The following is a 24,652-nucleotide window of genomic DNA, read 5'->3' as shown; positions in this document are numbered from 1 at the left end:
TCGTATTCCCATTAAATGCTGCAGCTTTCGCAAGCATTACTTCCGATTTCGTCGTTGTTTTCTGTAAATGTACGTACATAGTAGATTGACTTGATGCCTTTATTCCACGCGTAGTTACGTAAAATGTTTAAGTCACGTGTTGTCATCTTGTTTGTACGTCCTTCTTTCCATTCATATAATCCTTCAGGAAGTTCTGAACGCATGAAGAGTGTCAAGCTCATCCCTTGGTCGATATGTTTTTGAGCCGCTGCGTATACGTCGATAACTTTACGCATATCGATATCGTACGCTGATTTGTAGAATGGTAAAGTGTCATTTGATAAGAATGGAGCTGGGTAATAAGTCTTACCAGTCTTCTTCTCTTGACGTTCTTCAATTAAACGAGTAATTGGGTGAAGTGACGCACTTGTTTCGTTTACGTAGCTGATTGAACCAGTTGGCGCAATTGCTAAACGGTTTTGGTGATATAATCCACCGCTCATCACATCTTCTTTTAATTGTTTCCAATCTTCTACAGTTGGAATTGGAAGTTTTTCAAAGATTTTCTTCACTTTGTCAGATTGAATTTGTACCTCTTCAGCGATATAGCTGTCGAAGTATTCACCTGTTGCGTATTTAGAACGTTCGAACCCAACGAATGATTGGCCACGTTCTTTAGCAATCTTGTTACTTGCTTTCAATGTGTAGAAGTTCAACATTCTGAAGTATAAATCAGTTGCTTCGATAGACTCCGGTGAGCCGTATTCCATTTGATTTAATGCAAAGAATGTATGTAATCCCATCGCTCCAAGACCGATAGTATGTGCTTTGCTGTTTCCATTCTTAACGGTTGGAACGGCATCAATACTTGAGTGGTCTGTTACAAACGTTAACGCACGAACGGCTACCTCGATAGAGCGTTCGAAGTCAGGAGATTTCATTAAGTTCACGATGTTTGTTGAGCCTAAGTTACAGCTAATATCTGTTCCTAAGTGTTCATACTCTTGAGCATTGTTGATCACTGAAGGTTCTTGAACTTGTAGGATTTCAGAACATAAATTACTCATGATAATCTTTCCATCGATTGGGTTTACACGGTTTGCTGTATCGATGTTCACCACATATGGATATCCAGATTCTTGTTGTAATTTACTAATTTCATTTTCTAAATCACGCGCACGTAATTTAGATTTGCGGATTTCAGGGTTATTCACCATGTTGTCATATTCTTTAGTGATGTCCACATATGAGAATGGTACACCGTAAATACGTTCCACATCGTATGGACTGAATAAGTACATGATGTCGTCGTTTTTGATTAATTCATAGAATTTATCTGGAACAACAAGACCTAGTGACAATGTCTTCACACGTACTTTTTCATCCGCATTTTCTTTTTTCGTAGATAAGAACGATACGATATCTGGGTGGAATACGTTTAAGTAAACCGCACCGGCACCGTTACGTTGACCTAATTGGTTTGAGTAGCTGAAACTATCTTCTAATAATTTCATAATTGGAACAACACCGCTTGATGCATTCTCAATTTTCTTGATTGGGTCACCTGCTGCACGAACGTTAGACAAGCTTACCCCTACTCCTCCCCCAATTCTTGATAATTGAAGAGCTGAGTTGATTGTACGACCGATACTGTTCATGTCGTCAGTTGTTTGAATTAAGAAGCAAGAAACGAGTTCCCCACGACGTTTTCTCCCGGCGTTCAAGAATGTTGGTGTTGCTGGTTGATAGCGTTGTGTAATCATTTCTTCCGCTAAATCTTGTGCTAATTGCTCATCGCCATCTGCTAAGAAAAGAGCGTTAAATACAATACGATCTTCAAAACGTTCTAAGTAACGTTGACCGTCATTTGTCTTCATTGCATATTGTTTATAGAACTTAAATGCAGACATGAATGAACGGAAACGGAATTTTTTCTTGTACGTTTCTTTCATTAATTTCTTAACGAATTTACGATTATATTTCCCTAAGAATTCTGCTTCTAAATAATCGTGTTCGATTAAGTAATCTAGTTTTTCATCTAATGTATAGAAGAAAACTGTATTTGGGTTTACGTGTTCTAAGAAGAAGGCACGAACCGCTTCACGATCTTTATGCAATGGGATTTTCCCATCAACTGGACGGTTTAACTCATTGTTTAATGCGAAGTATGTAACTTCTTGAGTCTTATTCATTAATTTTGGACTATCCAATCTCTCTCACCTTTTCTATTAGTATTTGTACATCTTTATCTGTACCTTGATTTTCAAAGCAATGCAGTAGCGGAATCCCATATTTAGACGCTAATTCTCTGGAATTCGAACAAAAACTCGTATTGAAATTGCGATTCCCTGAACCAGCAACTCCCTTTAATAGTGCTCGATTCTCTCCAAATTCAATAAATTCATAAAAAAAATTCGCCACTTGCTCTCCATAAGTTGGTGTAATGACGATATAAGGTTCTTCCATTTGACATACGGGATTTTTCTTAGAAATTTCGACAAAATCCCAGCCTAATTTTTTTACGAATTGTCTTGTTTTTCCAGTTAGTGATAAATAAACGACTTTCACAGATACTCCATTTCTGAATTCGAAATACAAGTAAATGCATTCCAATCTCACTTGAAACTCACGAAACTAATTATATATAGCCCGGAAGTTTTTTGCAACATTTTAACAACATTTTGTATTGTTTTTTTTATGAAACACAAAATATGGTGACTCTAGCTACTCACCACCGACATTTAGTGTACGCAAAAAATCAAGTAAAACGATTGACAGAAACGGTCGACGACTGTAGACTAAACCTGTAGAAAGGAGTTCTATTTATGACAGAATTTCAACCAATAAGCCCCTCAGAACGTCAGGTCATGCGCGTACTATGGGCAAACCCAAGTAGTACTAGTGGATTTATCATCGAACAACTGCAGAAATCATTCCCTTGGAGTGAATCAACTGTAAAAACACTTATTATTCGCCTAACGAAGAAAGGCTATATTCAAATCAATAATCGAAAGAAACCTTTCCACTATTCTGCAACGATTTTGGAAAAAGAGCAACTCGATCAAGAGACAGATGTACTTCTTGAACAAGTGTGCCACAAACAAAATGGGAATTTATTACATACTTTAATCAATAAAGCAACCTTAAGCCAAGATGACATTCAAGTATTAGTGAATGCCTTAAAAGAAAAATCCGCCACCGCCCCTACTTCTGTTGCATGCAACTGTCTACCTGGGCAATGTAATTGTCACCACCATCACTAACATAAAAACCTATTGCTTAAAGACAGAATGCCTTTAAACAATAGGGTTTTTTCCAGATATTACTGTTTGATCTATCTTGAATTTTCACTTAATGACTATGATTTTTACGGATTTAATAGTAGCCGTAAATAGATTCATAGTCATCGCCTTATTAAGATTTCAAATAATCTTTTGCATCTTTAAAGAAGCTTGCAATAATCATAATGATAATAATCCCAATTGGGAAGGCTGCAATAATGGCTACCGACTGAAGATTATACATTGAATTTTCAGAGAAAATCAACGCGATTGGGAATAGAATCAGTACTAATGACCAAAACATACGAACACGCTTATCACTATCATGTGTATGTGTTAATTCTTTATATGAATAAGCAGATACTACCAGTGTTAATGCATCGAACGTCGTCGCGTAGAAAGCAATCATGGTCACAGCCAGAAGTAATAATCCAATATTCGCTAATGGCATTGTCTCAAAAATTTTAAGAATCGCGGCAGCATAATCCGCATTCGTATTCAAAATCCCTGTAATATCTACGCCATGTTTTAATTGTTGCGCAAGACCGTAGTTTCCAAGAATAATGAATGCTGTAAATGTTCCTGCAATTCCCCATGCATATCCGCCTAGTACCGTATTTTTAACAGTACGACCTTTTGAAATACTTCCGATAAAGAAAGGCGTCGCTACACACCATACCATCCAATAAGACCAGTAGTAGATTGTCCATTTTTGAGGGAAACTCGTCTCACGAAGTGGATCCAACCACGTAGACATTCCGATAAAGTTTTGAACAAGATTCCCAATTGCGCTAAATCCTGTTTCAAGAATATAAACGGTCTCTCCTCCTAGGAATAGGAAATACGCAAGAAGTGCAAAGAATAAGTAGGTACAAATTGCTGCTAATTTTGAGACAGCTTCCATTCCTAACATAACAGTACTTGTATAGACTACCGCAATTAACAATAATACAACAATAGTAATTAGTTTCGAATTTTGAATTCCAAACACTTGGCTCATGGCCGCTGAAAGAAGTGGTGTCGCTAGAGAGAATGTTGTTGCTGTTCCAGCTATTAATGCAAAGATCGCGATTAAGTCAATGACTTTTCCCATCCATCCGTCTACTTTATCTCCTAAAAGAGGACGACAAGCTTCTGAAAATTTTTGTTTTTCTACTTTTCGATTATGCAACATGAAGCCAAAAGCAACAGCTAACATGATGTAGAATCCCCAGGCAATAGGTCCCCAGTGGAATAATGGGAATGTTGAAGCCCATTTTTGAATGCTTCCAAGCTCTCCAAGATAGGACTCTTGCGCATAGAGCGCCCACTCAATCATGGCATAGAACACAATATCTGCAGCCATCGTAGAAGTAAAAATCATAACTCCCCATTGGAAATTCGAATACTCTACTTTAGCTTCATTCCCACCTAAAACGATACGTCCATATTTAGAGAAAGCCACATACACACTACAAAGGAATACGCCAACTCCTAACATCGCATAATAAATACTAAATTGATCTCCTAGAAACCCTCGAACTCCTTCAAGTACAGCAGAACTAGAATCAGGGAATATTAAAAATAATAGTCCTAAGAATAATACTCCAAATAGTGGTACAAGTGTTGCAATCCAGTCAATTTCATCTCTTAACGATTTTTTCTCCAATTCATTATTCATAATGACCCTCCTCTAATAATGTTTGATACGATGCATCCATTGTCACTAACTCTTCCAAGCTATCGATTTCTACGATATCTCCCTGTTGCATTGGATAGATGCCCATTTCATATTCTTTGGGGTAACAAAACATCGCTACATCATCCCAATAAATTTCATGATTTTTCTTTTCTTCAAACTCAATTTCTAAATGATGTTTTAACTTTTGTCCGTCTTCTTTTGTCCAACGAGAAATGCTATATAATTGCCATCCCTTTTCTCCACCAGTACGACTACAGCTGGTAACGACTCCATCAGTATTCACTTGCATGAGCCATTCATCCGTGACATTTTCTACTGGAATACAAGCGTACCCTGAGCGTGTAAACTCTGGATGTAAAATATTACTGTTAAAAATCAATTGGTCTCCATCTAAAATAATGGCTTCTTCTAAATGCTCTCTGACAGCATAAAGAGAAGAAATATTGTTGGCAATATCAAAATAAGGATTTTCTACAATGGTAATGTTGGGATAAGTTTCTTTTAACTCAGAAAATTTTTCCTTTAAATAACCGACGACCACATAAATCTCGTGAATCCCTTGCTCATATAGGGCATCGATTACCGTATCAATCATTCTTTTCCCATTTACTTTTACTAATGGTTTTGGAATTTCATTCGTTATTGGACGCATTCGTGTCCCTTTTCCCGCAGCCATAATAATTGCTCGTTTAATCGTATTTGTCATTAATTTTCCTCTTTTGCTAATTCTTCTTGCACAATGCGGTAGAAGTCTTTGGCATAACGGTATTGCATCAGTGAATACTCTCCAAAGTCTACCCCTAAGGTCCGTTTATATTCGCACCAGTTACTCCAAAGCATTCCGCTGACGGCCATATACGCATAAATTTTAATACGCGTCATCTTTTCGCATTTTCCTTCAAAATAAAGGTCTATCAATTCGTCCGCCTGTTTACGGTCATAACCAGCGTAAATACAAAACATTGCAATATCGATATGCGGATCTTGCATTCCTGCATATTCCCAGTCAATTAGTCGAATATCTCCTTCTTTCGTGAAAAGAAAATTATCGTAGACTGAATCTATATGGCTGAGAACTGGCTCTTCTTTATATTTTTCCACAAAACTCTTTAAACTTAATATTTCCTTTTGCGTTTTTTCATGGTCTTTATAGTAAGACGCTTGTCCATTCCATAAACTTTGATAAAACACAATCTGTTTAAATGGATCAAACGTATGCGCGACCTTCAGTTTAGACGCATGAAACTCATGAAGTTTTGCCATACAACGTTTCAAATCTTCCTTATTTTCACTATCACAAGAGCGTGCTCCATCTAGATAGGCTGTAATCTTATATCCATTTTCAGGATTTATATATACAACGTCGTCACAAATTTTCTTACCTTCAAGTACACGATAAACATCTGCTTCTTCCTTACGATTGATAAGATGATCCGTTCCTTCCCCTGGAATACGCATAATGTACTTTTGTTCTTTACAAGTAAATAAGAAACTACGATTCGTCATTCCTTTTTTCAACACTTCAATATTTACAATTTCCTCTAAAGGAACTTCTAACGCTTTTGAAATATTTACTAAAGCATCCGTTTCAAGGTGACTGGAGGAATGGTCGATTTCACGTAACTGCTCGTAAGTATTGATTTCAGCAATCTTTTTATCATCGATTATTTTTGGATATACAATATATTTTCTATCTTTATCTTCTAAAGTAACTTCCCAGAAAGATTTTTCATGTCTTTTTTCTTCAGCAGCTATATTTAATTGTTTTGCCACCACTTTAGCTTCTTTTTCAGCAAGATAGCAAATGCCGTAAGGACGGTTTCCTTTTCTTCTTTTCTCACTAATGATAATTTCTTGCTTTTTATTCACTCTAAAATAGCTTTGTTCCACTTCTTCGTGTCCAATCAAATACCAAGAATATAGTTCGTCTTCTTCAAAAGGATTCTCTTCACACCACAAGTCACAAGGGACAATATACGTGTTTCCTAAAATTCCAGCAACTCGTTGTAATGAATAAAAATTATTTTTCGTAGCATAATCTGGATTCACTGCTAATTTTACTTGAAAATCATCGATTAAATACTCGTACTGTTCTTTCATAAAGCCTACAACCACAGTGATATCCGATACTCCCACTTCTCGTAATTGTTTAATCAATCGCTCGATAAGTGGCTCATTTTTGACTTCTAGAAGTCCTTTTGGCGTTTCTGTATTGATGGGGACCATTCGCATCCCAAAGCCAGCAGCCAAGATTACTGCATTTTTAGGTTTATTTTTCTTGAATAAGGTTTTTGCCTTACTAGTCATACGAAATTTTTCATCAACTAGCTTTAATTCTCTTAATTTTTTAATTTCACGATTTACCAGTCCAAGAGAATATCCTGATAAATCTGCTAATTCTCGTTGATTATGAATAGCGTTCTTTTTGATTAATTTCAACAAATCTAAATTAACTTTGTTCATAAAATTCACCTCTTTTGTTTTTGTGAACAGAATTAGTATACTATTTCTTCTTAGAAGGTACAAGTCTTTTAAAGGTAAAGAAATATTTAAAAACAAAAAAGATGAGCAAATGCTCATCTTTTTACGCTATAAAATCAATATTGAGTCTCATGGATAAGATACCTGCCTCACTCTTTAAGTAAAATCCATATTTATCCATACTATAATCGACTACATTTTTCTGGTCAAACATCATTTCATAGCGACTAGAAACATAAACTTTTCCAAAATTAGTCTCTAATAACTTGTCGAACTTACGATGTAAAGTAGACTCCTCTTCTTTTTTTAAAATGACTAAATGATACTTTTCATTGACTTGGCAATGACACCGTCCGCCTTCGTCGTAGAAAGGACTATCTCCATCAGCATAATCCATAACGAAAAAAACATCTGTTAATCCTTTTTCATTTATTAATTTTAATAGTTTATCTTTAGCTGTTTCACTAAACCAAATTTCCATCGTTTTCTCTCTTTCTATCGAAAAAGGAGACCTCCTTTTGGTCCCCTTTAAATTGATTATTGTTGTTCTTCTTCAGTAAGGTGCTCAGTTCTTTTAGCACGTTTTTCGATAATTGAATCAATTGTCGGTGGTGTCACTTCAATTTGTGAAGGTGTATTTAACACCATATCCCACTCTTCATTTTTAATCATTTCTAATTGTGTTTGACTTAAGATTTGAAGACGTTGACGGAAAATACGCGTTTCCTTCTTAATTGCGTCTGTTTCACGATTAATTTGAGTCGCTTTTTCAGCTGCCTCTTTTAATAATTCTTCAGCTATTTTTTCTGCTTCGAAAATAATGATTTCCGCATCTTTACGCGCATTTTCACGTAGTCTGTCTGCTGCTTCTTGAGCTACAATAATAGATTTATTCAAAGTTTCTTGAATAGAAGTAAAGTATTCTACTTTTTCTTCATTAAATTTCACGCGTTTTTCTAAATCTTTATTTTCACGAATTAAATGTTCTAATTCTTTTTTGACTTCATCCAAAAAGTCATTAACTTCTTCTGGATCAAATCCTTTAAATTTGGTTGAAAAATCTTTGTTATGAATATCGTTTGGTGTAATTGACATGAATAACTCCCCTTTATTTTTTATTTTTTTCTAATAGACCAAGTTCGATTTTAATTTTATCTTTTTTTGTTCGTCCTTCAATTTTTTGAATTTGAAGGCGTCCATATCCGCGAATGGATACAATATCTAAAATTTCCAGCATAAAGTCCGGGCGATTCTCTTCTGTCCAATTCACCTTTACTTTTCCACTTTCAATCATTTCTTTGGAACGTTGTCTAGATACATTAAAAACTGAAGCAATCACTGTATCTAAACGAAGAGAACTCACTACCGTTTGAATAACTGTCCAATGATCCACTGGTACTATTAATTTCGTATAGTCGACTTCTTCCAGTCGAACAGCAACTTTCCCAATTTTTTCTAGCTGTTGTTTGATATATTCTTTCATATTTTGAGCACAGAATAATTGCCAATCTTCTCCATTAGAAATAATATCGCCAATCAGACTACGGTCAAATCCAAGACTCATCAGTGACCCAAGAACCTTACCATGCCCCAATGTAGCGAATTTCTTCGGATATTGAATATGAAATAGAGCATTTTCGAAATCCTCAAAAGTAGGTTCATAATAATCCGGACAAATCATACAGCGTTTTCGTTCAGCATCAATATACCCGCCATCAAAGAAATAACGAACATCATCATACTGACCGACAATCGCCTCCACAATAAACTGTTGGCGCGGATCAAGATAATTCGTCAATACAGGCGCGTACTGCAAACGTACTTCTTCTACCCATTCTTCAACTTGATTTAGAAAAGAGATTTCCTCTTTTCTAAAGTGTTGCTCAACTCCATTGCTCATAATCCTTCACCTTGTTATAAAATCAAACGTATTAAACTAACAAACACTAAATTGATAAAAAATACAACGACCATTGCGGTCACCAATGCTAAACTATAATTTCCAATTCTTACATCTTTAAAAAGACTTACAAAAGGTCTACATACTTTATCTAGCAATTCTTCAATAAACATCGGAAGATACATATTCCAATAAATATTTAACCCATATACAATTAAAAATAATGTAAAAACTGACGCAATAAAAGTAGACCATTCAATTAGTACACTTGCCATAATCATTCTCCTCTAAAACTCCGGACGTCGAAAAGCATCTCCTGCTTCCTCGTCAAAGTTTCCTTGTACTTGAAAATTAGCTGGTGAGCAAATAAAAATTTCTTCTCTTACTTTTTGAACATCACCATTGATAGCATACGCCACTCCTACTACAAAATCAATGACACGTTTTGCATCTTTTGGTTCCATCCGTTTAAAGTTGATGAGTACTGCTTCCCCCTTTAAGAGAGCATCTGCTATGCGTTCTGCTTCAGAATATACGCTAGGCTCCATCACATAGATTTTAGATGTTTTCTTTACTCCTGGACTTTGGAAAGGAACGACATTCGAAGCGTTCGATTTAGAACGAAGTGGAGTCTGAGTATTATCATCAATCTCTTCCACATATTCAAAATGATCATCTTCTTCATAGTAATAATCTTCAGGACTTAAAAAGTTTTTGACACGATTCATGAATCCCATTATTCTTCCTCCGTTTCAAACCAGCTTGTGCCAATTCGAATATATGTTGCGCCACACTGGATAGCAATTGGAAAATCACCACTCATCCCCATGCTTAACTGGAGTGGTTGTGATAGTTTTTCGTTTTCTTCAATTTTTTTGGCTAATTGTGCTAAACGCGAAAAAAAGAAGCGAATTTCTTCATCGCTTGCTTCAAAAGGCGCCATCGTCATTAGCCCAACAATATGGATTTTTTCATACTGTTTACTCTCTTTATATGCGCCAAAAGCCTCTTCAGGTGAAAAACCATGTTTCGTTTCTTCACCAGAGACATTTATTTCTAACAGACAGTCCAAAGGTTGCTCGAGTCGTTTATTAATCTCACTCATTATAGAAAGTCTATCAAGAGCATGAAATAAATCAATGTGATTAATAACTTGTTTTACTTTCCGCTTTTGCAAAGGACCGATTAAATGCCAGAAAATATCCTCTTGGGGAAATTGTTCCTGCCGTTCAAGTAGTTTTTCAACACGATTCTCCGCAAAATGTCGAAAACCCAAATCATACATCTCTTGAACTTCTTCTTGAGAGCGATTTTTTGTCACAACAATAGGACAAACTTCCGTAGATAGTCTATGAACTTGGTTACAAGAAGATGCAACCAAGTTCATAATACGACTTACATTCTGTTTAATGATACTCATTAATTTCTATTTCTTTTTCTGAAAAATGGCGGAGTATCTAATCCATCATTTTCAGCTTGTTTTGGCTCATCAGAAGGAGCTTCTACAAAATTGCTTTGCGCAAATGGTGAATCTGCATCAGTTGATGAAGAAGTATCACGCACTGTAGTTTCACGACGGATATCCCAGTCACCAAACAAGTCTTTTTCTGCTTTCTTTTCTTCTACAACTTGTGGTTTTGAAGGCACTTGTTTTTCTTGGAAAGTTTGAGGGTTATTCCCTAAATCTTTACGAGTTGAAGTACTGCTTGTAAATGGAGAACGGTTAGCGCGAGTTACTGACTTTTTTTCGTGTTTACGCTCCTCATCAATTCCTGTTGCGATAACAGTAACAATGACTTCATCTCCTAAGTTTTCATTGATTGAAGTACCGAAGATAATGTTTACTTCACTTGTTGAAGCTGCTGCAACGATATCAGAAGCGTCTTGTGCTTCAAATAATGTTAAGTCTGCACCACCAGTGATGTTTAATAGGATTTGCTCTGCTCCATCGATAGATACTTCTAATAATGGTGAAGAAATAGCTTTCTTCGTAGCTTCTGCTGTACGGTTTTCACCACTAGCAACACCAATCCCCATTAATGCTGAACCTTGATCTTTCATCACTGTCTTCACATCAGCGAAGTCCAAGTTAACGTAACCAGGTGCAGTGATTAAATCAGAAATCCCTTGTACCCCTTGACGTAATACATTATCAGCTTCACGGAAAGCTTCTAACATAGGAGTCTTTTTATCAACGATTTCTAATAAGCGGTTATTTGAAATCGTTACTAATGTATCTACGTTTGCTTTTAATTGTGCAACACCTTCTGCAGCGAAACGACCACGTTTTGGTCCTTCGAAGCTAAATGGACGTGTAACAACACCCACTGTTAATGCGCCTAATTCTTTTGCAATACGAGCAACAACTGGTGCAGCACCTGTACCAGTACCACCACCCATACCAGCAGTAACGAAAATTAAGTCTGCGCCAACTAAAGCTTCACGAATTTGTTCTTCACTTTCTTCTGCAGCTTTTAGACCGATATCAGGTAATGATCCAGCACCTAAACCTTTCGTTAATTTTGGTCCTAATTGAATTTTAGTTTCAGCTTCTGAATTTCTTAAAGCTTGAGTATCAGTGTTTGCTACGATGAACTCTACACCTTGTACTCCTTCTGCAATCATACGGTTAACAGCGTTGTTACCAGCACCACCAACACCAATGACTTTAATTACTGCGCCATCTAAATTTGTATCGAATTCGAAATCCATTTTATTTCCTCCTTGGTTTCTTCTTAATTTTCGTCAATAAACATTTTAAAGAAGTTCTTCACTTTTGCTCCAAACCCTTGTTCTTCACCACTTGCTTCTTGTTCAACATCTTGTGGTTGCTGAACTGGAGCTGTTGGTTGAACTTGTACAGGTGCACTTTTTGGAGTGCTTTGTACTGGACGTTGTTCTACACCAGGTTTTCCTTTTTGTGCAATACGGTGAACATCATCTAAGCTTGCAGCATATTGAATTAACCCCATACTAGTTGCATAAATAGGATTTCTCATTCCCATTTGCTCAGGAATATAAGTTTTCACTTGTACTCCAAAAATTTCTTGTGCTAACTCTTGAACTCCTGCAAGTGAAGAAGCTCCACCCGTTAACACGATTCCTCCTGGAAGTTTTAAGGCTTCCACTTGGTCTAAAGCACGTTTTACCGTTTCAAAAGTTTGAACAACACGGGCTTCAATAATTTCTGATAAGTAATGTTCATCTACTTTTATTGGATCTTTCTTTCCAATCGTTTCAACTGGGAAGAATTCATCCGCACTCGTTTCTGATGAAATTGCATATCCATATTCACGTTTAATACGTTCTGCATTTTCAAAGCTTGCATTCAAGATGATTGAGATGTCTTTTGATACGAAATCTCCACCCTCTTGATCCACAAATGAGAATTTCAACTGATTGTCATGCATAACAGAAGCACTAGTTTGTCCTCCACCCATGTCAATTAAAATTGTTCCAAATTCTCTTTCACCTGGAGTTAATGCTACTTGACTAATCGCTAATGGTTGAATCACCATTTCTTCAATATTTAATCCAGCTTTGTCAATACAACGTTTAATATTATGAACAATCGTCTTAGGTCCAGTAATCATGCTCGCAAACAATTCTAAGCGAACACCAATCATTCCACGAGGATCTTTAATCCCGTCAAATCCATCCACGATGAACTCTTCTGGAATAACAGAAATAATTTCGCGTTCAGGTGCAACTGAACGAACTTTTGCAGCAGAAATCACATTGTATACATCCACATCTGTAATTTCTCTATTTTCACTTGATACGGCAATCATTCCATGACAAGGTTCGATTGAAATTTGATTACTTGGAATTCCAACGATAACGTCCTTGATTTGGATATTTGATTTTTGTTCTGCTTGTCGTACTGCTTTTCGAATCGATTCAACTGTTTCATCAATATCTACGATGACTCCACGGCTCAATCCTTCTGATTTTTCATTGCCGACTCCAATAATATTTAATTGTCCTCTGACATACTCAGCTACTACAACTTTTATTGAAGTGGTTCCAATATCTAAACTCACATAAATTCCCTGATTTTTCACGTTTATTGAAACCTCCTATACGATTATTCATAATTCATTTTTTTATGTTAATTTTGTTAGTGATACTCCTTATATTTTAACACAATTACGTTCACTACAAAAAACATATGAGCGAGTTTTAAGACTTTTTTATCGAATCGTTGTATCCGGTGTAAAGTATATTCCCACTTCCATATCAACGGTTCCTTTTTTACCATTCAACTGTTTCGCAATTGATGGATAATACACTAATTTATCCCCAATATCCTTCAAAATTCCGATGACTCGATTTCCATCTTTCATCTTCAAATAAATTTTTTGGTGATTTTTAATATCGTTTGGATATTGAATTTCTTTTATCTCTCGAATAATACTACTAGAAACTTTTTCTAATTGTTTCGCTAGAGTTTTATATTGAGTTTCTTCAGTAAAATCTACTAATTCTGGATATTCTTCTGTAGGAAGATTTGCTTCCACTTCGATTGTTTGACCATCAGCAAGAAGTTCAAATGTTTTCTCTTCCGTTTTAAAATAACCAATAGCAGGATTTTCTTCAATATTCAAACGTATTTTATTCCATGCTACTAATTCAATAGAAGCATCTTTAATTTTTGGACTGGCAGCTTTTAAAAGCGTTGCGGTACGTGTACGATTGGCTAAAATCGTCCAAATACTTTGCCCTTTGACAATTCCATCTTTCTCTTGAACCAGTTCAGTAGAAACTTGATTCAATCCTACTACCTCAATATCAGAAACTTTTGATAGCGGAGAAATAAAATAAATACTCCACGCTAAACACACAATAAAAATTCCTTTTAATAGTGTTGCATTCGTAATCCCTTTTGATTCAGTTTTTTTCTTTTTGGGTTTAGATTCTTTTTTTGGAGGACGTACATCCTCTTTTGGAACTGTCTCTTCTACTCTAGAAGTAGGTGAGTTTTGCTGCGCTAACTCCCAAGGTGTTAATTCACGCGGAGGAGCTTTTTTTGGTGTTTTTCGATTAAACATATTCTCCTCCTTCTATCTTTATTTCACTAGAGAATGAATAATTGTTTCAAGTCTCGTTGAAGCATCTGTAATTCCCAAAGCTTTGGAATTGCTGGCCATTTGTAGACGTTTTGGTTCATCTTCCATTATACGATCAATTTCTGCAACTAAACTTTGTCCATTTAAATCTTTCTCTAAAATCATAGTCGCTGCATCTTTTTCTACTAATGACATTGCATTGGCTTCTTGGTGATTTTCAGTCACATACGGACTTGGAATTAAAACGCTTGGTAATCCTAGAGCCGTTAATTCAATCAATGTTGTTGCTCCACTACGACAAACTACTAAATCTGTGTTTTGGAACATTTGCACCATATTATTAATATATGGTAAAACTGTGACATTTTGCAATGGTTTTTTCAAACTTGTAATATGATTGTTGATTTTGTCATAATGCACTTGTCCTGTCACCATAACCACTTGATAATCTTTAGCTTCTAATTCCTCTAAAGCCTCTAAGAATGATTCGTTCATTCGTAATGAACCTCGGCTTCCTCCAAAGATTAATACAATCGGTTTTTCTTTTTTGATTCCAAGTGAATCTAGATAAGCATCATCACGAACAGTATTCGCTAACTCTTGTCCACGAGGATTCCCTGTCATGACCACTTTATCTTCGTATTTTGCAAAATCTTTACGAACCGCGTCGAAGCAAATTGCAATCTTAGACACTTTTCTTGCTAAAAATTTATTGGTGATTCCTGCTAAACTGTTTTGCTCATGAATAATGGTTGGAATTCCCATATTTGCTGCTGCGTATAATACTGGCGCACAAACATACCCTCCAGTACCAATCACGATATCTGGTTTGAACTCTTTTACAATTTCTTTTGCTTTAAAATAACTTGTGCAGAAATACCATAATGTCTTGAAGTTTTCTAACGATAATGAACGAACAATTCCTTGAATCTTAATCGTTTTAAAATCATATCCCGCTTTTGGAACAATCGTACTTTCTAACCCACGTTCAGTCCCTACATAGAGAAACTCTGTTGAAGGGTCTTTTTCTTTCAAATAATTCATTAAGGAAAGTGCTGGATAAATATGTCCACCCGTTCCTCCTCCTGAAACTAATACTCTCATCTTTTTTCTCCTATAAATTACAGTTTCTCTACTGCTTCAATGAAACAATCACCACGTACTTCAAAGTTAGCGAATTGATCCCAACTTGCACACGCTGGTGAAAGTAACACGATTTCTCCCTCGCGACTAACTTCATATGCTTTTGGTACTGCTTCTTCTAATGTTTCTACTACAGTTACTGGAATAGATAATTTTTCAGCAGTAGCTTTCAACTTCTCTTTTGTTTCCCCATAAACTACCATTTCACGGACATTTTTAAGAGAGGATTCAAGTTCCTCGAAGCCATTACCACGATCAAGCCCACCTGCAATTAATACTACAGATTGGTTTGCAAAGCTTCTTAAGGCAGTTTGTGTCGCAATGATATTTGTTGCTTTTGAATCGTTATAAAATTTACGATTTTCAATTGTCTTCACATATTGTGTACGGTGTTTTACTCCATGGAATGAACGAACTGCTTTTTCAATTCCTTCATTGGTTGCACCTTGTAATTTACTAATCGCGACTGCAGCTAACACATTCTCAACATTTTGAACGCCTGGCACTTGAATCGCTTCAAGAGGCATAACTGTTTCTCCATTAAAGTAAATCATAGTTTCATCTGCATACGCACCTTGTTCTAGCACTGATTTACGGCTAAATGGTACTAAGGTTGCTTTCGTATGACCGTTAATAAATTCATATAGCTCAGGGAAATCCGCATTATAAACAAGAAAATCCTCTTTTGTTTGATTCTTGGTAATTTGTAATTTTGCTTTCACATATTCTTCACGAGACCCATGATAATCCAAATGAGCACTAAAGATGTTTACGATACACGCCACTTTAGGGCGAAATTCTTCAATTCCCATCAATTGGAACGAGGATAGCTCAGTAATATATATGTCTGTCCCTTTGGAATCTTCTGCTAATTGCGATAAAGGTACTCCGATATTTCCGCAGGCGAATGTTCTTCTTTCAGGAAAAGATTCTTGTAGCATTAAGTTCGTTAATGTCGTTGTTGTAGTTTTTCCATTAGAACCCGTGATTCCTAAAATCGTCCCTTCCATCACTCGAGAAGCAATTTCGATTTCTGTATATACAGGTAATCCCTTTTCTACGGCTTTAGCAACAAGAGGATTAGAGTAAGGAATTCCAGGGTTTTTAACAACGCAATCAACAGTTTCATCAAGTAATTCTAACGGATGCCCTCCTGAGACAACTTTAATCCCTTCAGCTACTAACCCTTGTGCGTCAACACTTTCTTCAAGTGGTGTTCGGTCGTTCACCGTAACATCAGCACCTAGATGGTGTAGCAATTTCGCTACATTCACTCCACTTTTAGCAAGTCCTATGACAAGTATTTTTTTATTTTCAAACTCTTGTGTATTGCGCACAATGATTCCTCCTATTTTTATTTTCATTATGTATATGGAGAAAGGCTGGACAAAAATGGCCAGCTCTCCGTTAAAATATGTTAGTTCTCTTATAAGATAATTGCAACAATTAGCCCTGCAACTAAACCGACAGCACTAAAGACTGAAACGATTTTCACTTCTTTCCATCCACTCATTTCAAAATGATGATGAATAGGACTCATTTTGAAAATACGTTTCCCAGTTAGTTTAAAGGATCCTACTTGAAGGATAACGCTAAGAGTTTCAAATACGAAAACAATTCCTACAAGAAGTAAGGTCCATTCTTTATGAAGCATAATAGAAATAATAGCAAGTCCTGCTCCAAGAGCTAATGAACCGACATCACCCATGAAGACTTTCGCCGGTTTCCAGTTGAATAATAAGAATCCTGCTAATCCCCCTACTACGCAGAAGCAAAATACAGCAATTGAATTTTGTCCTGCATGAGTTGCCATAATTCCGTAAGTTGCATACGCAATAATATTTGTTGAAGTGGCCAATCCATCTAACCCATCTGTTAAATTTACCGCATTTGAAAAACCTGCAATCCAAATAATTGTAAATAAAGCAAAAATAATAATACTATTGACCTCTCCAAACAATGGAAGGTAAATAAGAGGTTGGTTTCCACTTAAAAGATACAGTGCCACAAAAATTGCAGCTCCCAATAATTGAAGAGCAAATTTTTCGTGACTCTTTAATCCTTCATTTTGCTTCTTGAACACTTTAATATAATCATCAAGAAATCCGATAGAACCAAAGAAAGCAAAGCCGATAACTCCACTTAATAATACAAAATTGAAATGACCAAAAACGGCCCCCATAATCAAACTAGATAAACTAATCATACATAGAAACACTAGTCCACCCATCGTTGGGGTTCCACTTTTAGCTTTATGCCAAGATGGCCCTTCATCTAAAGTCGTTTGCCCTAACTGTTTCATTTTCATAAATTGAATAAAATGTGGTTCGGCAATTACCGTTGCTAAAAACGATAAGCTGACTGCTAAAATGATTTCAATCATAATACTCTCCTTTTTCTACCCTAGTTATTATATCCTAATTTTTCTAGTGCTTGAACAACCGTCTTAACTTCATTGTAAGGAATATATTCTTCGCCAATCACTTGGTAAGGTTCAACACCTTTACCCGCAAATAATAAGATATCTCCTTCTTGTGCGATTTCTAAAGCTCGTTCTATTGCTTGTTTTCTATCATCTACACATTCATATGGAGTATTTTTGTTATTTCTACCTGATACGATTTCAGAGTAAATTTTTTCCAAAGGCTCCTGTCTAGGGTTATCTGCCGTTAAAATCACATAATCCGATTTTTCAAAAGCAATCTCTCCAAGTTCTGGCCTCATACTTGAATCCCGATTTCCTCCACTATGTCCCATAATTGTGATTACACGATTCATTTTTACTTCTTCCAGCGTTGACAACACATTTTCTAACCCATCTGGAGTGTGAGCGAAGTCAATAATGACTTGGAATGGCTGACCTTTTTGGATTAATTGCATCCGTCCACCTACGCCAGGGAACTTTGCAATTTTTTCAATCGCTTTTGGTAAAGGAATTCCATTAACCATCGCTACTCCAAACGCTGCTAACACATTGTAAACATTAAACAATCCAATCATTGGAATCATTACAGGAAATTTCTCACCATTGACGGTTACTACAAAAGTTGTCATTGCTCCATTGCTTTCAATTTCAGTAGCTCGAATATCTGCTTCTTCAGTAAAGCCATAGGAAATAATTTCAGCTGAGGTAGAATATACAAATTGCTCAAAACATTCCTGGTCACGATTTAGGATAGCCACGCGTAGCTTTCCGTTTTTAGAATGATTTCCTAATTGGGAGAACAGTAAGCTCTTAGCATGCGCATAATTTTCCATTGTTTTATGCAAATCTAAATGTTCATGCGTAAGGTTTGTAAATACTGCCACATTATAGTCAATCCCCCACACGCGCCCCAATTGAAGAGCATGAGAAGAAACTTCCATAATACATGTATCTCCACCAATTTCCTTAACCTTTTGCAATGTTTCATGCACGGTTAATATTTCTGGAGTTGTATTTCTTGTTTCAAAACGTTCCTCACCGATTTTACGATACATCGTTCCAATCAATGCTGTTGGTTTTCCTAATTCTTCTAATAAATAGTCCACCATATGGGTTACAGTCGTTTTTCCATTTGTTCCTGTAACTCCAATCATATTTAGACTCTCTGAAGGATAACCATAAAAATGATTCGCAAAAAGCGTCATCACTCGAGTCACATCTTTCACATAAATCACAGGGGAATCTCCCACTTGTTCTTTAATTGGTTTGGAAGCAACAAATACATTAGCTCCTAACTCCTTTGCTTTTTTCGCAAAATGATGACCGTCTACTGTTACTCCTTCGATACAGAAAAACATTGTATTGGGCACAACTTTACGCGAATCTTGAGCTAATTTATCTACAACGATATTTTCTAAAGAGCCTTCCACTCGTTTAATGACTAATAAATCCGCTAGTTCTTTCGCAAACATGTTCTTCCTCCTTCTTTTACTCAGAGAGTCTTGAATATTCTAAACTTCTCTTCATTAATGGATTGAAAATTTCTTTAAGAATTTTATTTACAGTCACAGCCACCCGGGGTTGTTTAACTGTAACATATAAAATATATTTTGGATCATTATAAGGTGCAAATCCAACTACAGAAAAAATATAGTTATTTCCATTTGAATAGTATTTACCTGTTTCTGGATTAATAAATTCAGCAGTCCCTGTCTTGGCTGCTATTTCTTCTCCATCGATATTAAACTCATAAGCTGTTCCGTTTTTCATCCGAGTTGCTTGATATAAATATTCGAGTGTTTTTTTAGCCGCCTCTGGTGAAATGACTTTTCCTAATGAGTTTACTGGATTCGGTGTTTCTTTATCGGTATTAGGGTCGGTAAAATGATCCACCAAACGTAATTTTTGCATTTGTCCACCGTTAGCAATCGCAGTAAAAGCTTGCATCATTTGATACACCGTAACCGTAATCCCTTGTCCAAAACCAGTAGACAATTGTTGTAAATAGGAATTAAATGGATTTGAACCAGAAATTTCATTTGCAAATCCTGAATTAGTAGATTTACTAAATCCAAATGCTTCTAAATATTGTTTCCATTTTTCAACACCTATCTTTTGAACAACATGAACAAAGGCCACGTTACTAGAATGGGCTAACCCTTCTAAATAAGTGATATTTCCCCACCCTACTTTATTATAATCCCTAACTAAGTCCGTATAAATCTTTACACTTCCTGATTGATATCTTTCATTTGGATCAAAGACCCCTTCATTAATTGCCGCAGCTAAAGCTAAAACTTTCATGGTTGATCCAGGCTCGTAAGCTTGATCCGTTAGAAGGTTGTTCCACTGAATGTCAATCCCTTCTTTTGTCGTAGAGTTATATGTTGGACGTTGTGTTGCCGCAACAATATTTCCACTTTTTGGATCCACTAGCATTGCAGTCATTTGAACAGGTTGATACTGCTTATCTGCAGCACTGATTAAAGATTCTAAGTAAGTTTGAAGTCTTTTATCCAATGTTAAAGTAATATCTTTTCCGTCTTTTGGTTGTTTGGTCACTTTTTCAGTATCTGAAATCACATATCCATTTCCATCGACCATATATTCTACTTCTCCGGCCGTTCCGGTTAATTGTTCATTATAAAGGCCTTCTAAACCAGTCTTCCCAACTAGAGAAATAATCGTCTTGTGATCAACCGTTTCCTCCACAGAATCCGTATATCCGATTAAATGAGAAGCAAAAATCCCATTTGGATAATATCTTGCTGGACTCTCTGAAAACTTAATTCCGGGAAGCTTCTCCGCTTCAATCTTATCTTTCACTTGAACCGAAAGATTTTTTCCAGCATTTCCAAATTCGACTTGAGAAACATCCTTCTGACTTAAAATCTTTACAATCTCCTCTTTAGAAAGAGAAATATGTCTCGATAATGCCTCAGCGGTCTTGTTAATATCCGTTACATAATCTGGGGTTTCTGCATTTTTACTCCATTGGTCAGTCAAGACTGCATAAATAGAATAATTCGTTGCATCTACCGCAATAGGACTTCCACTGGCATCATAGATGGTTCCACGTTTAGCCGCTAAAGTCCTTTTTTGATGAATTTTATCATTAATTTCCGCTCGTAAATCTACATTATGAATATTCCCTAAAACCATAATTCTAAAGAAACGTACAGAAAAAATGAGAAATAAGACACTAGCGAGTCCCATTAAAATAAAGCTCGCTCGACGCCTATTTCTCGCAATGTTATTGTTATTCGTTTTTTTCATCGTCCAACATTCCTAACATTATCTTCATTCATCTTCAAGCCTTGTTCATTTGCGATACGATTGACACGGTCGTATTGAGACAATTCTTGTGTTGATTGAAGTAAAGTATTATTTTCACGTTGAATAAGTGTTGTCTGTGATTCAATGTCCTGTAATTGTCTGTTTTTATTAGCAACAATCATGCTAGCTACAATTGTCATTGTTGCTAAGAACGCTAAAACCACTCCTGAAAGAATTAAAACTTGCATTAGGTTTGCTTTTTGTTTCTCTTCAGGAATTGAAGTAACCTCTTGACCTTTACGAACTAGAGGCGTTTGCTTAGGTACGCTCACATTCAACGTGTCTACATATTTTTCTGCTAATGCCACTAGTAATCCCTTCTTTCTAAATTATCCTTTAATTTTTTCAATAACTCTTAACTTCGCACTTTGCGAACGAGAATTTTCTGTTATTTCTTCTAAACTTGGTAAGATTGGTTTTTTATTCACCAATTGAAACGGAGCTTTTTCCTCTTCCGTCGGTAAGATTGGTAAGTTCTTCGGAGCTTTTTCAACCGTACTTTGTTGTTTAAACATTGTTTTCACGATTCGGTCTTCTAATGAGTGGAAAGAGATAACACTAATTCTTCCACCAACTGAAACCACTTCGAAAGCTTGTTCTAAGGAATCTTCTATCGCTGCTAATTCATCATTCACGGCAATACGAATCGCTTGGAAAATTCTTTTTGCAGGATGTCCACCTTTTCTTCTTGCAGCAGCTGGAATACTATCGCGAATGATATCCACTAATTCTCCAGTTGTCTCAATTCTGTGTTGAGCACGAATACGTTCAATGTTACGAGCAATTTGTTTCGAGAACTTTTCTTCTCCATAACGATAGAAGATACGAACTAATTCGTCATAGCTCCATTCATTTACAATCTCTTCTGCTGTTAACGGAGCACTTTGGTCCATTCGCATATCGAGCTTTGCATTTTGATGATAACTAAATCCTCTTTCAATCTGATCAAGTTGCGGAGATGAAACTCCTAAGTCGTATAAGATTCCGTCTACTTTAGAGACACCTAGTTTCCCAAGTTCTTTCTTTAACTGACGGAAGTTCGCGTGAATAAAAGTTACTTTTCCTTCTTCTACTTCTTTAGCAAGACGAGCCTTTGCATGTTGAATGGCTTGCATATCTTGATCAAAGCAATAAAGATGCCCTGTCGTTAATTGGCTAAGTAAGTATTGACTATGTCCCGCACCACCCAGTGTACAGTCTACGTAGATTCCGTCTGGCTTAATGGATAATGCATCTACCGTTTCATGTAGCAATACAGTGATATGTTTAAACATGGTCCCTTCCCTTTCTAAAAGCCAAAATCAATCATATTTTCGGCCAATTCTTCAAAATTCTCTTCTGTTTCAGCAATATATTCTTGCCAACGTTCTTCATTCCAAATCTCAATACGATCATTGTTTCCGATAACACGACAATTCTTTTCTAACCCCGCATACGCGCGTAACGTTTGAGAGATATTCACACGACCTTGCTTGTCAAATTCTACTTCAATCGCTGCAGAGTTCATAAAGCGCGTAAAGGCACGTGCATCTTTTTTAGACTGTGGTAAGTCTCTTAATTTATTTTGGATGAGCTCCCATTGTTCCAGAGGATAACCGTATAAACAGCCATCAAGTCCACGTGTCACGATAAAGGTGAACCCTAAATCTTCACGAAATTTAGCAGGCACGATCATACGTCCTTTTGCATCAATTGTATGTTGATATTCACCGATTAACATGCAGACTCCTCCATTCCAACAATATAGTAACCATAGTTTACCACAATCCACCACTTTTCACCACTTTTTTTACTAAAAAAGTTTAAAAAAATTTTTTCTCCCCATATAGGCTGTTTTAATGCACAAAAAAAGCTCTTTACACTTTCCGCGTAAAGAGCTTAGAACTATTGATTCTATGCAATTATTTAAAGAATCTTCCCACTTGTACTAATAAGACAAGCAATCCAAAAAATAAAAACGAAATGGAAAATAATTGGTGGAGGAAAGGTCTAAGAACTAGTTTCCCTCTTTTTAACTTGAAATATAATAATGCTAACCCAATAAGAGCAAAACCTAATGTAGCATAACTAAACCAAGAATAACCATAGACATTCACACTAGTGGTATGTAATACCAACAACAGCATTGGTGTCATAATTTCACGAATAGTTATGAAGCGAGTCTCATTATAGAAGATTCGATTTCCAAAAACGACCGTGAAGCCCACGAAACTTAAAATAAATACTAACCATAGTACGATTTCAAAAAATAACATTGACTCACCTCCATCACTACTAGTTTACAATAGATTTCTTAAAACTCATAATATTTTTAAATTTATCAAAAATGATACAGATCATTTTTGATACATCTTGCTTCTTAACTATAAAAAGAAAAAACCTTAGACAGCTGTCTAAGGTTTTGTAACGTTTATGATTATGCTTCTTTAGAAACAACTTCTTTTCCGTCGTATGAACCACACTCAGGACAAACGTGATGGCTCTTTCTTAATGCTCCACATGATGGGCATGCGCTCAATCCTGGAACTTCTAATTTGAAGTGAGTACGACGTTTTGCTTTTCTCGCTTTTGATGTTTTACGTTTTGGTACTGCCATTTTTGTACACCTCCTAATCAATCTTCTTTACATAATGCTTTTTACTTCTCAGTCTCATCCTTTTCGAAGAAAGACTGTAAAGACGCTAGCCTTGGATCAACCGATTGTTCTTTTTGTTGTTTGCGTCGCTCTTCAAGAGCTTCTTGCGTCACAACCTCCCAATCATTTCCTGAAGGCATTTTATCTTCACTCAATTCCTCTTGCGATAAGACTTGTAAAGGAATTGAAAGTAAAATATGATCTTCCACAGCGGGTTCAAGATCAACCCAATCACCATCAAGAGGCATCACAATTTCTGTTAGCTCTTTCTCATCAACCGAGAGATGGGACGGAATGTATCTTTCCACAATATCTATGTGGAGTGGAACTACCACTGGCTCTAAAGACCTGGATGAAGGAAGTGTGATATCAACATCGCAAGTAAATTGCGCTACAACTGATTGGCTTTGATAAACAAGAAATCCTTTGATGTGTGCTGGCGAAACAGCAAGAATGGAATCATCTCGTTGTTTTAAAGCCTCTTTCACATTAATTTCTGTATCAAAGTAAGTTGGAGTCCCTTGAGAATCCTGAAGTTGTTTAACTGATATTTTCACAATTTTCACCCCTAAAGCAACATACTGAATTATACTAGTTTATTGAAAGTTTGTCAAAGCTTTTTACTTTACAAGCTTGAAAATACAGAGATTAAAATCCTATCTCCTTATTCACTTGAATCGGCTTAAAGACCGTAGCAGAAATTTGCTTGGATGGATTCCAAA

Annotated in this window: 26 protein-coding genes; 1 reads left to right on the top strand and 25 read right to left on the bottom strand. The window is 36.2% G+C overall.

Annotated features, from left to right (window positions below; genetic code table 11):
• Window positions 1-11: 11 nt before the first annotated feature.
• Together nrdE and nrdI are read right to left on the bottom strand one after the other, a co-directional pair.
• Window positions 12-2,171: a class 1b ribonucleoside-diphosphate reductase subunit alpha gene (gene nrdE / locus Q0594_RS00380; protein WP_298729049.1), complete on the bottom strand. Its 2,160-nt coding sequence runs from the start codon at window positions 2,169-2,171 to the stop codon at window positions 12-14.
• 10 nt (window positions 2,172-2,181) lie between these two features.
• Window positions 2,182-2,547, bottom strand: coding sequence for a class Ib ribonucleoside-diphosphate reductase assembly flavoprotein NrdI (gene nrdI, locus Q0594_RS00375; RefSeq protein WP_298729045.1), 366 nt, complete (start codon window positions 2,545-2,547; stop codon window positions 2,182-2,184).
• Between the two features lie 257 nt (window positions 2,548-2,804).
• Here nrdI and Q0594_RS00370 point away from each other — a divergent pair, with 257 nt between their 5' ends.
• Window positions 2,805-3,242 carry a CopY/TcrY family copper transport repressor gene (locus tag Q0594_RS00370; RefSeq protein ID WP_298729044.1) on the top strand — a complete coding sequence of 146 codons (438 nt, stop codon included), beginning with the start codon at window positions 2,805-2,807 and terminating at the stop codon, window positions 3,240-3,242.
• Between the two features lie 151 nt (window positions 3,243-3,393).
• Here the strand turns inward: Q0594_RS00370 and Q0594_RS00365 are convergent, their stop codons facing one another.
• From Q0594_RS00365 to Q0594_RS00255, 23 genes are all read right to left on the bottom strand, one after another.
• Window positions 3,394-4,920: a BCCT family transporter gene (locus tag Q0594_RS00365; RefSeq protein ID WP_298729043.1), complete on the bottom strand. Its 1,527-nt coding sequence runs from the start codon at window positions 4,918-4,920 to the stop codon at window positions 3,394-3,396.
• Window positions 4,913-5,647, bottom strand: a complete 735-nt coding sequence (locus tag Q0594_RS00360) for a sugar phosphate nucleotidyltransferase (RefSeq protein WP_298729042.1) — start codon at window positions 5,645-5,647, stop codon at window positions 4,913-4,915. The genes Q0594_RS00365 and Q0594_RS00360 overlap by 8 nt, the downstream gene beginning before the upstream one ends.
• Entirely contained in the window at window positions 5,647-7,404 is a 1,758-nt protein-coding gene (locus Q0594_RS00355) for a phosphotransferase (RefSeq protein WP_298729041.1), read from the bottom strand. The genes Q0594_RS00360 and Q0594_RS00355 overlap by 1 nt, the downstream gene beginning before the upstream one ends.
• A 121-nt stretch (window positions 7,405-7,525) precedes the next feature.
• Window positions 7,526-7,903 carry an iron-sulfur cluster biosynthesis family protein gene (locus Q0594_RS00350; RefSeq protein WP_204702757.1) on the bottom strand — a complete coding sequence of 126 codons (378 nt, stop codon included), beginning with the start codon at window positions 7,901-7,903 and terminating at the stop codon, window positions 7,526-7,528.
• A gap of 56 nt (window positions 7,904-7,959) precedes the next feature.
• Window positions 7,960-8,517: a DivIVA domain-containing protein gene (locus Q0594_RS00345; protein WP_298729040.1), complete on the bottom strand. Its 558-nt coding sequence runs from the start codon at window positions 8,515-8,517 to the stop codon at window positions 7,960-7,962.
• A 13-nt stretch (window positions 8,518-8,530) separates the two neighbouring features.
• Entirely contained in the window at window positions 8,531-9,322 is a 792-nt protein-coding gene (locus tag Q0594_RS00340) for an RNA-binding protein (RefSeq protein WP_298729039.1), read from the bottom strand.
• A 14-nt stretch (window positions 9,323-9,336) separates the two neighbouring features.
• Complete coding sequence (locus tag Q0594_RS00335) at window positions 9,337-9,597, bottom strand: hypothetical protein (RefSeq protein WP_298729038.1); 261 nt, start codon at window positions 9,595-9,597, stop codon at window positions 9,337-9,339.
• A gap of 12 nt (window positions 9,598-9,609) precedes the next feature.
• On the bottom strand, window positions 9,610-10,059 hold the full coding sequence (gene sepF / locus Q0594_RS00330) for a cell division protein SepF (RefSeq protein ID WP_298729037.1): 450 nt from the start codon (window positions 10,057-10,059) through the stop codon (window positions 9,610-9,612).
• The gene (locus Q0594_RS00325; protein WP_298729036.1) at window positions 10,059-10,742 is read right to left on the bottom strand and encodes a YggS family pyridoxal phosphate-dependent enzyme; all 684 of its coding nucleotides are present in this window, start codon (window positions 10,740-10,742) and stop codon (window positions 10,059-10,061) included. Before Q0594_RS00325 ends, sepF begins: the two co-directional genes overlap by 1 nt.
• On the bottom strand, window positions 10,742-12,034 hold the full coding sequence (ftsZ, locus tag Q0594_RS00320; RefSeq protein ID WP_298729035.1) for a cell division protein FtsZ: 1,293 nt from the start codon (window positions 12,032-12,034) through the stop codon (window positions 10,742-10,744). Before ftsZ ends, Q0594_RS00325 begins: the two co-directional genes overlap by 1 nt.
• Window positions 12,035-12,057: 23 nt before the next feature.
• A complete protein-coding gene (ftsA, locus tag Q0594_RS00315) occupies window positions 12,058-13,386 on the bottom strand; it encodes a cell division protein FtsA (RefSeq protein WP_005605973.1) in 1,329 nt (442 codons plus the stop codon).
• A 129-nt stretch (window positions 13,387-13,515) separates the two neighbouring features.
• Complete coding sequence (locus tag Q0594_RS00310; RefSeq protein ID WP_298729034.1) at window positions 13,516-14,373, bottom strand: FtsQ-type POTRA domain-containing protein; 858 nt, start codon at window positions 14,371-14,373, stop codon at window positions 13,516-13,518.
• A gap of 18 nt (window positions 14,374-14,391) precedes the next feature.
• A complete protein-coding gene (gene murG, locus Q0594_RS00305) occupies window positions 14,392-15,495 on the bottom strand; it encodes an undecaprenyldiphospho-muramoylpentapeptide beta-N-acetylglucosaminyltransferase (protein WP_298729033.1) in 1,104 nt (367 codons plus the stop codon).
• Window positions 15,496-15,512: 17 nt separating this feature from the next.
• On the bottom strand, window positions 15,513-16,898 hold the full coding sequence (gene murD, locus Q0594_RS00300; RefSeq protein ID WP_298729032.1) for a UDP-N-acetylmuramoyl-L-alanine--D-glutamate ligase: 1,386 nt from the start codon (window positions 16,896-16,898) through the stop codon (window positions 15,513-15,515).
• A gap of 62 nt (window positions 16,899-16,960) precedes the next feature.
• Window positions 16,961-17,917, bottom strand: a complete 957-nt coding sequence (gene mraY, locus Q0594_RS00295; RefSeq protein WP_298729031.1) for a phospho-N-acetylmuramoyl-pentapeptide-transferase — start codon at window positions 17,915-17,917, stop codon at window positions 16,961-16,963.
• A 20-nt stretch (window positions 17,918-17,937) separates the two neighbouring features.
• Complete coding sequence (locus tag Q0594_RS00290; protein ID WP_298729030.1) at window positions 17,938-19,431, bottom strand: UDP-N-acetylmuramoyl-L-alanyl-D-glutamate--2,6-diaminopimelate ligase; 1,494 nt, start codon at window positions 19,429-19,431, stop codon at window positions 17,938-17,940.
• A gap of 16 nt (window positions 19,432-19,447) precedes the next feature.
• Window positions 19,448-21,235, bottom strand: a complete 1,788-nt coding sequence (locus tag Q0594_RS00285; RefSeq protein ID WP_298729029.1) for a penicillin-binding transpeptidase domain-containing protein — start codon at window positions 21,233-21,235, stop codon at window positions 19,448-19,450.
• Entirely contained in the window at window positions 21,232-21,603 is a 372-nt protein-coding gene (gene ftsL / locus Q0594_RS00280; RefSeq protein ID WP_005605986.1) for a cell division protein FtsL, read from the bottom strand. Before ftsL ends, Q0594_RS00285 begins: the two co-directional genes overlap by 4 nt.
• 21 nt (window positions 21,604-21,624) lie before the next feature.
• The gene (gene rsmH, locus Q0594_RS00275) at window positions 21,625-22,569 is read right to left on the bottom strand and encodes a 16S rRNA (cytosine(1402)-N(4))-methyltransferase RsmH (RefSeq protein ID WP_298729028.1); all 945 of its coding nucleotides are present in this window, start codon (window positions 22,567-22,569) and stop codon (window positions 21,625-21,627) included.
• Window positions 22,570-22,583: 14 nt separating this feature from the next.
• Window positions 22,584-23,015 (bottom strand): division/cell wall cluster transcriptional repressor MraZ, encoded by a 432-nt coding sequence (mraZ, locus tag Q0594_RS00270; RefSeq protein WP_039848828.1) that lies wholly within the window; start codon window positions 23,013-23,015, stop codon window positions 22,584-22,586.
• 181 nt (window positions 23,016-23,196) lie between these two features.
• On the bottom strand, window positions 23,197-23,550 hold the full coding sequence (locus Q0594_RS00265) for a hypothetical protein (protein ID WP_005605989.1): 354 nt from the start codon (window positions 23,548-23,550) through the stop codon (window positions 23,197-23,199).
• 161 nt (window positions 23,551-23,711) lie between these two features.
• Window positions 23,712-23,891, bottom strand: a complete 180-nt coding sequence (rpmF, locus tag Q0594_RS00260) for a 50S ribosomal protein L32 (protein ID WP_005605990.1) — start codon at window positions 23,889-23,891, stop codon at window positions 23,712-23,714.
• A gap of 41 nt (window positions 23,892-23,932) precedes the next feature.
• On the bottom strand, window positions 23,933-24,487 hold the full coding sequence (locus tag Q0594_RS00255; RefSeq protein ID WP_298729027.1) for a YceD family protein: 555 nt from the start codon (window positions 24,485-24,487) through the stop codon (window positions 23,933-23,935).
• Between the last annotated feature and the right edge of the window lie 165 nt (window positions 24,488-24,652).

Source organism: uncultured Granulicatella sp. (genome assembly GCF_938030755.1).
Taxonomy (GTDB): domain Bacteria; phylum Bacillota; class Bacilli; order Lactobacillales; family Aerococcaceae; genus Granulicatella.
The sequence above is the reverse complement of the archived record's forward strand: the minus strand, read 5'-3'. Positions and strand labels throughout refer to the sequence as shown.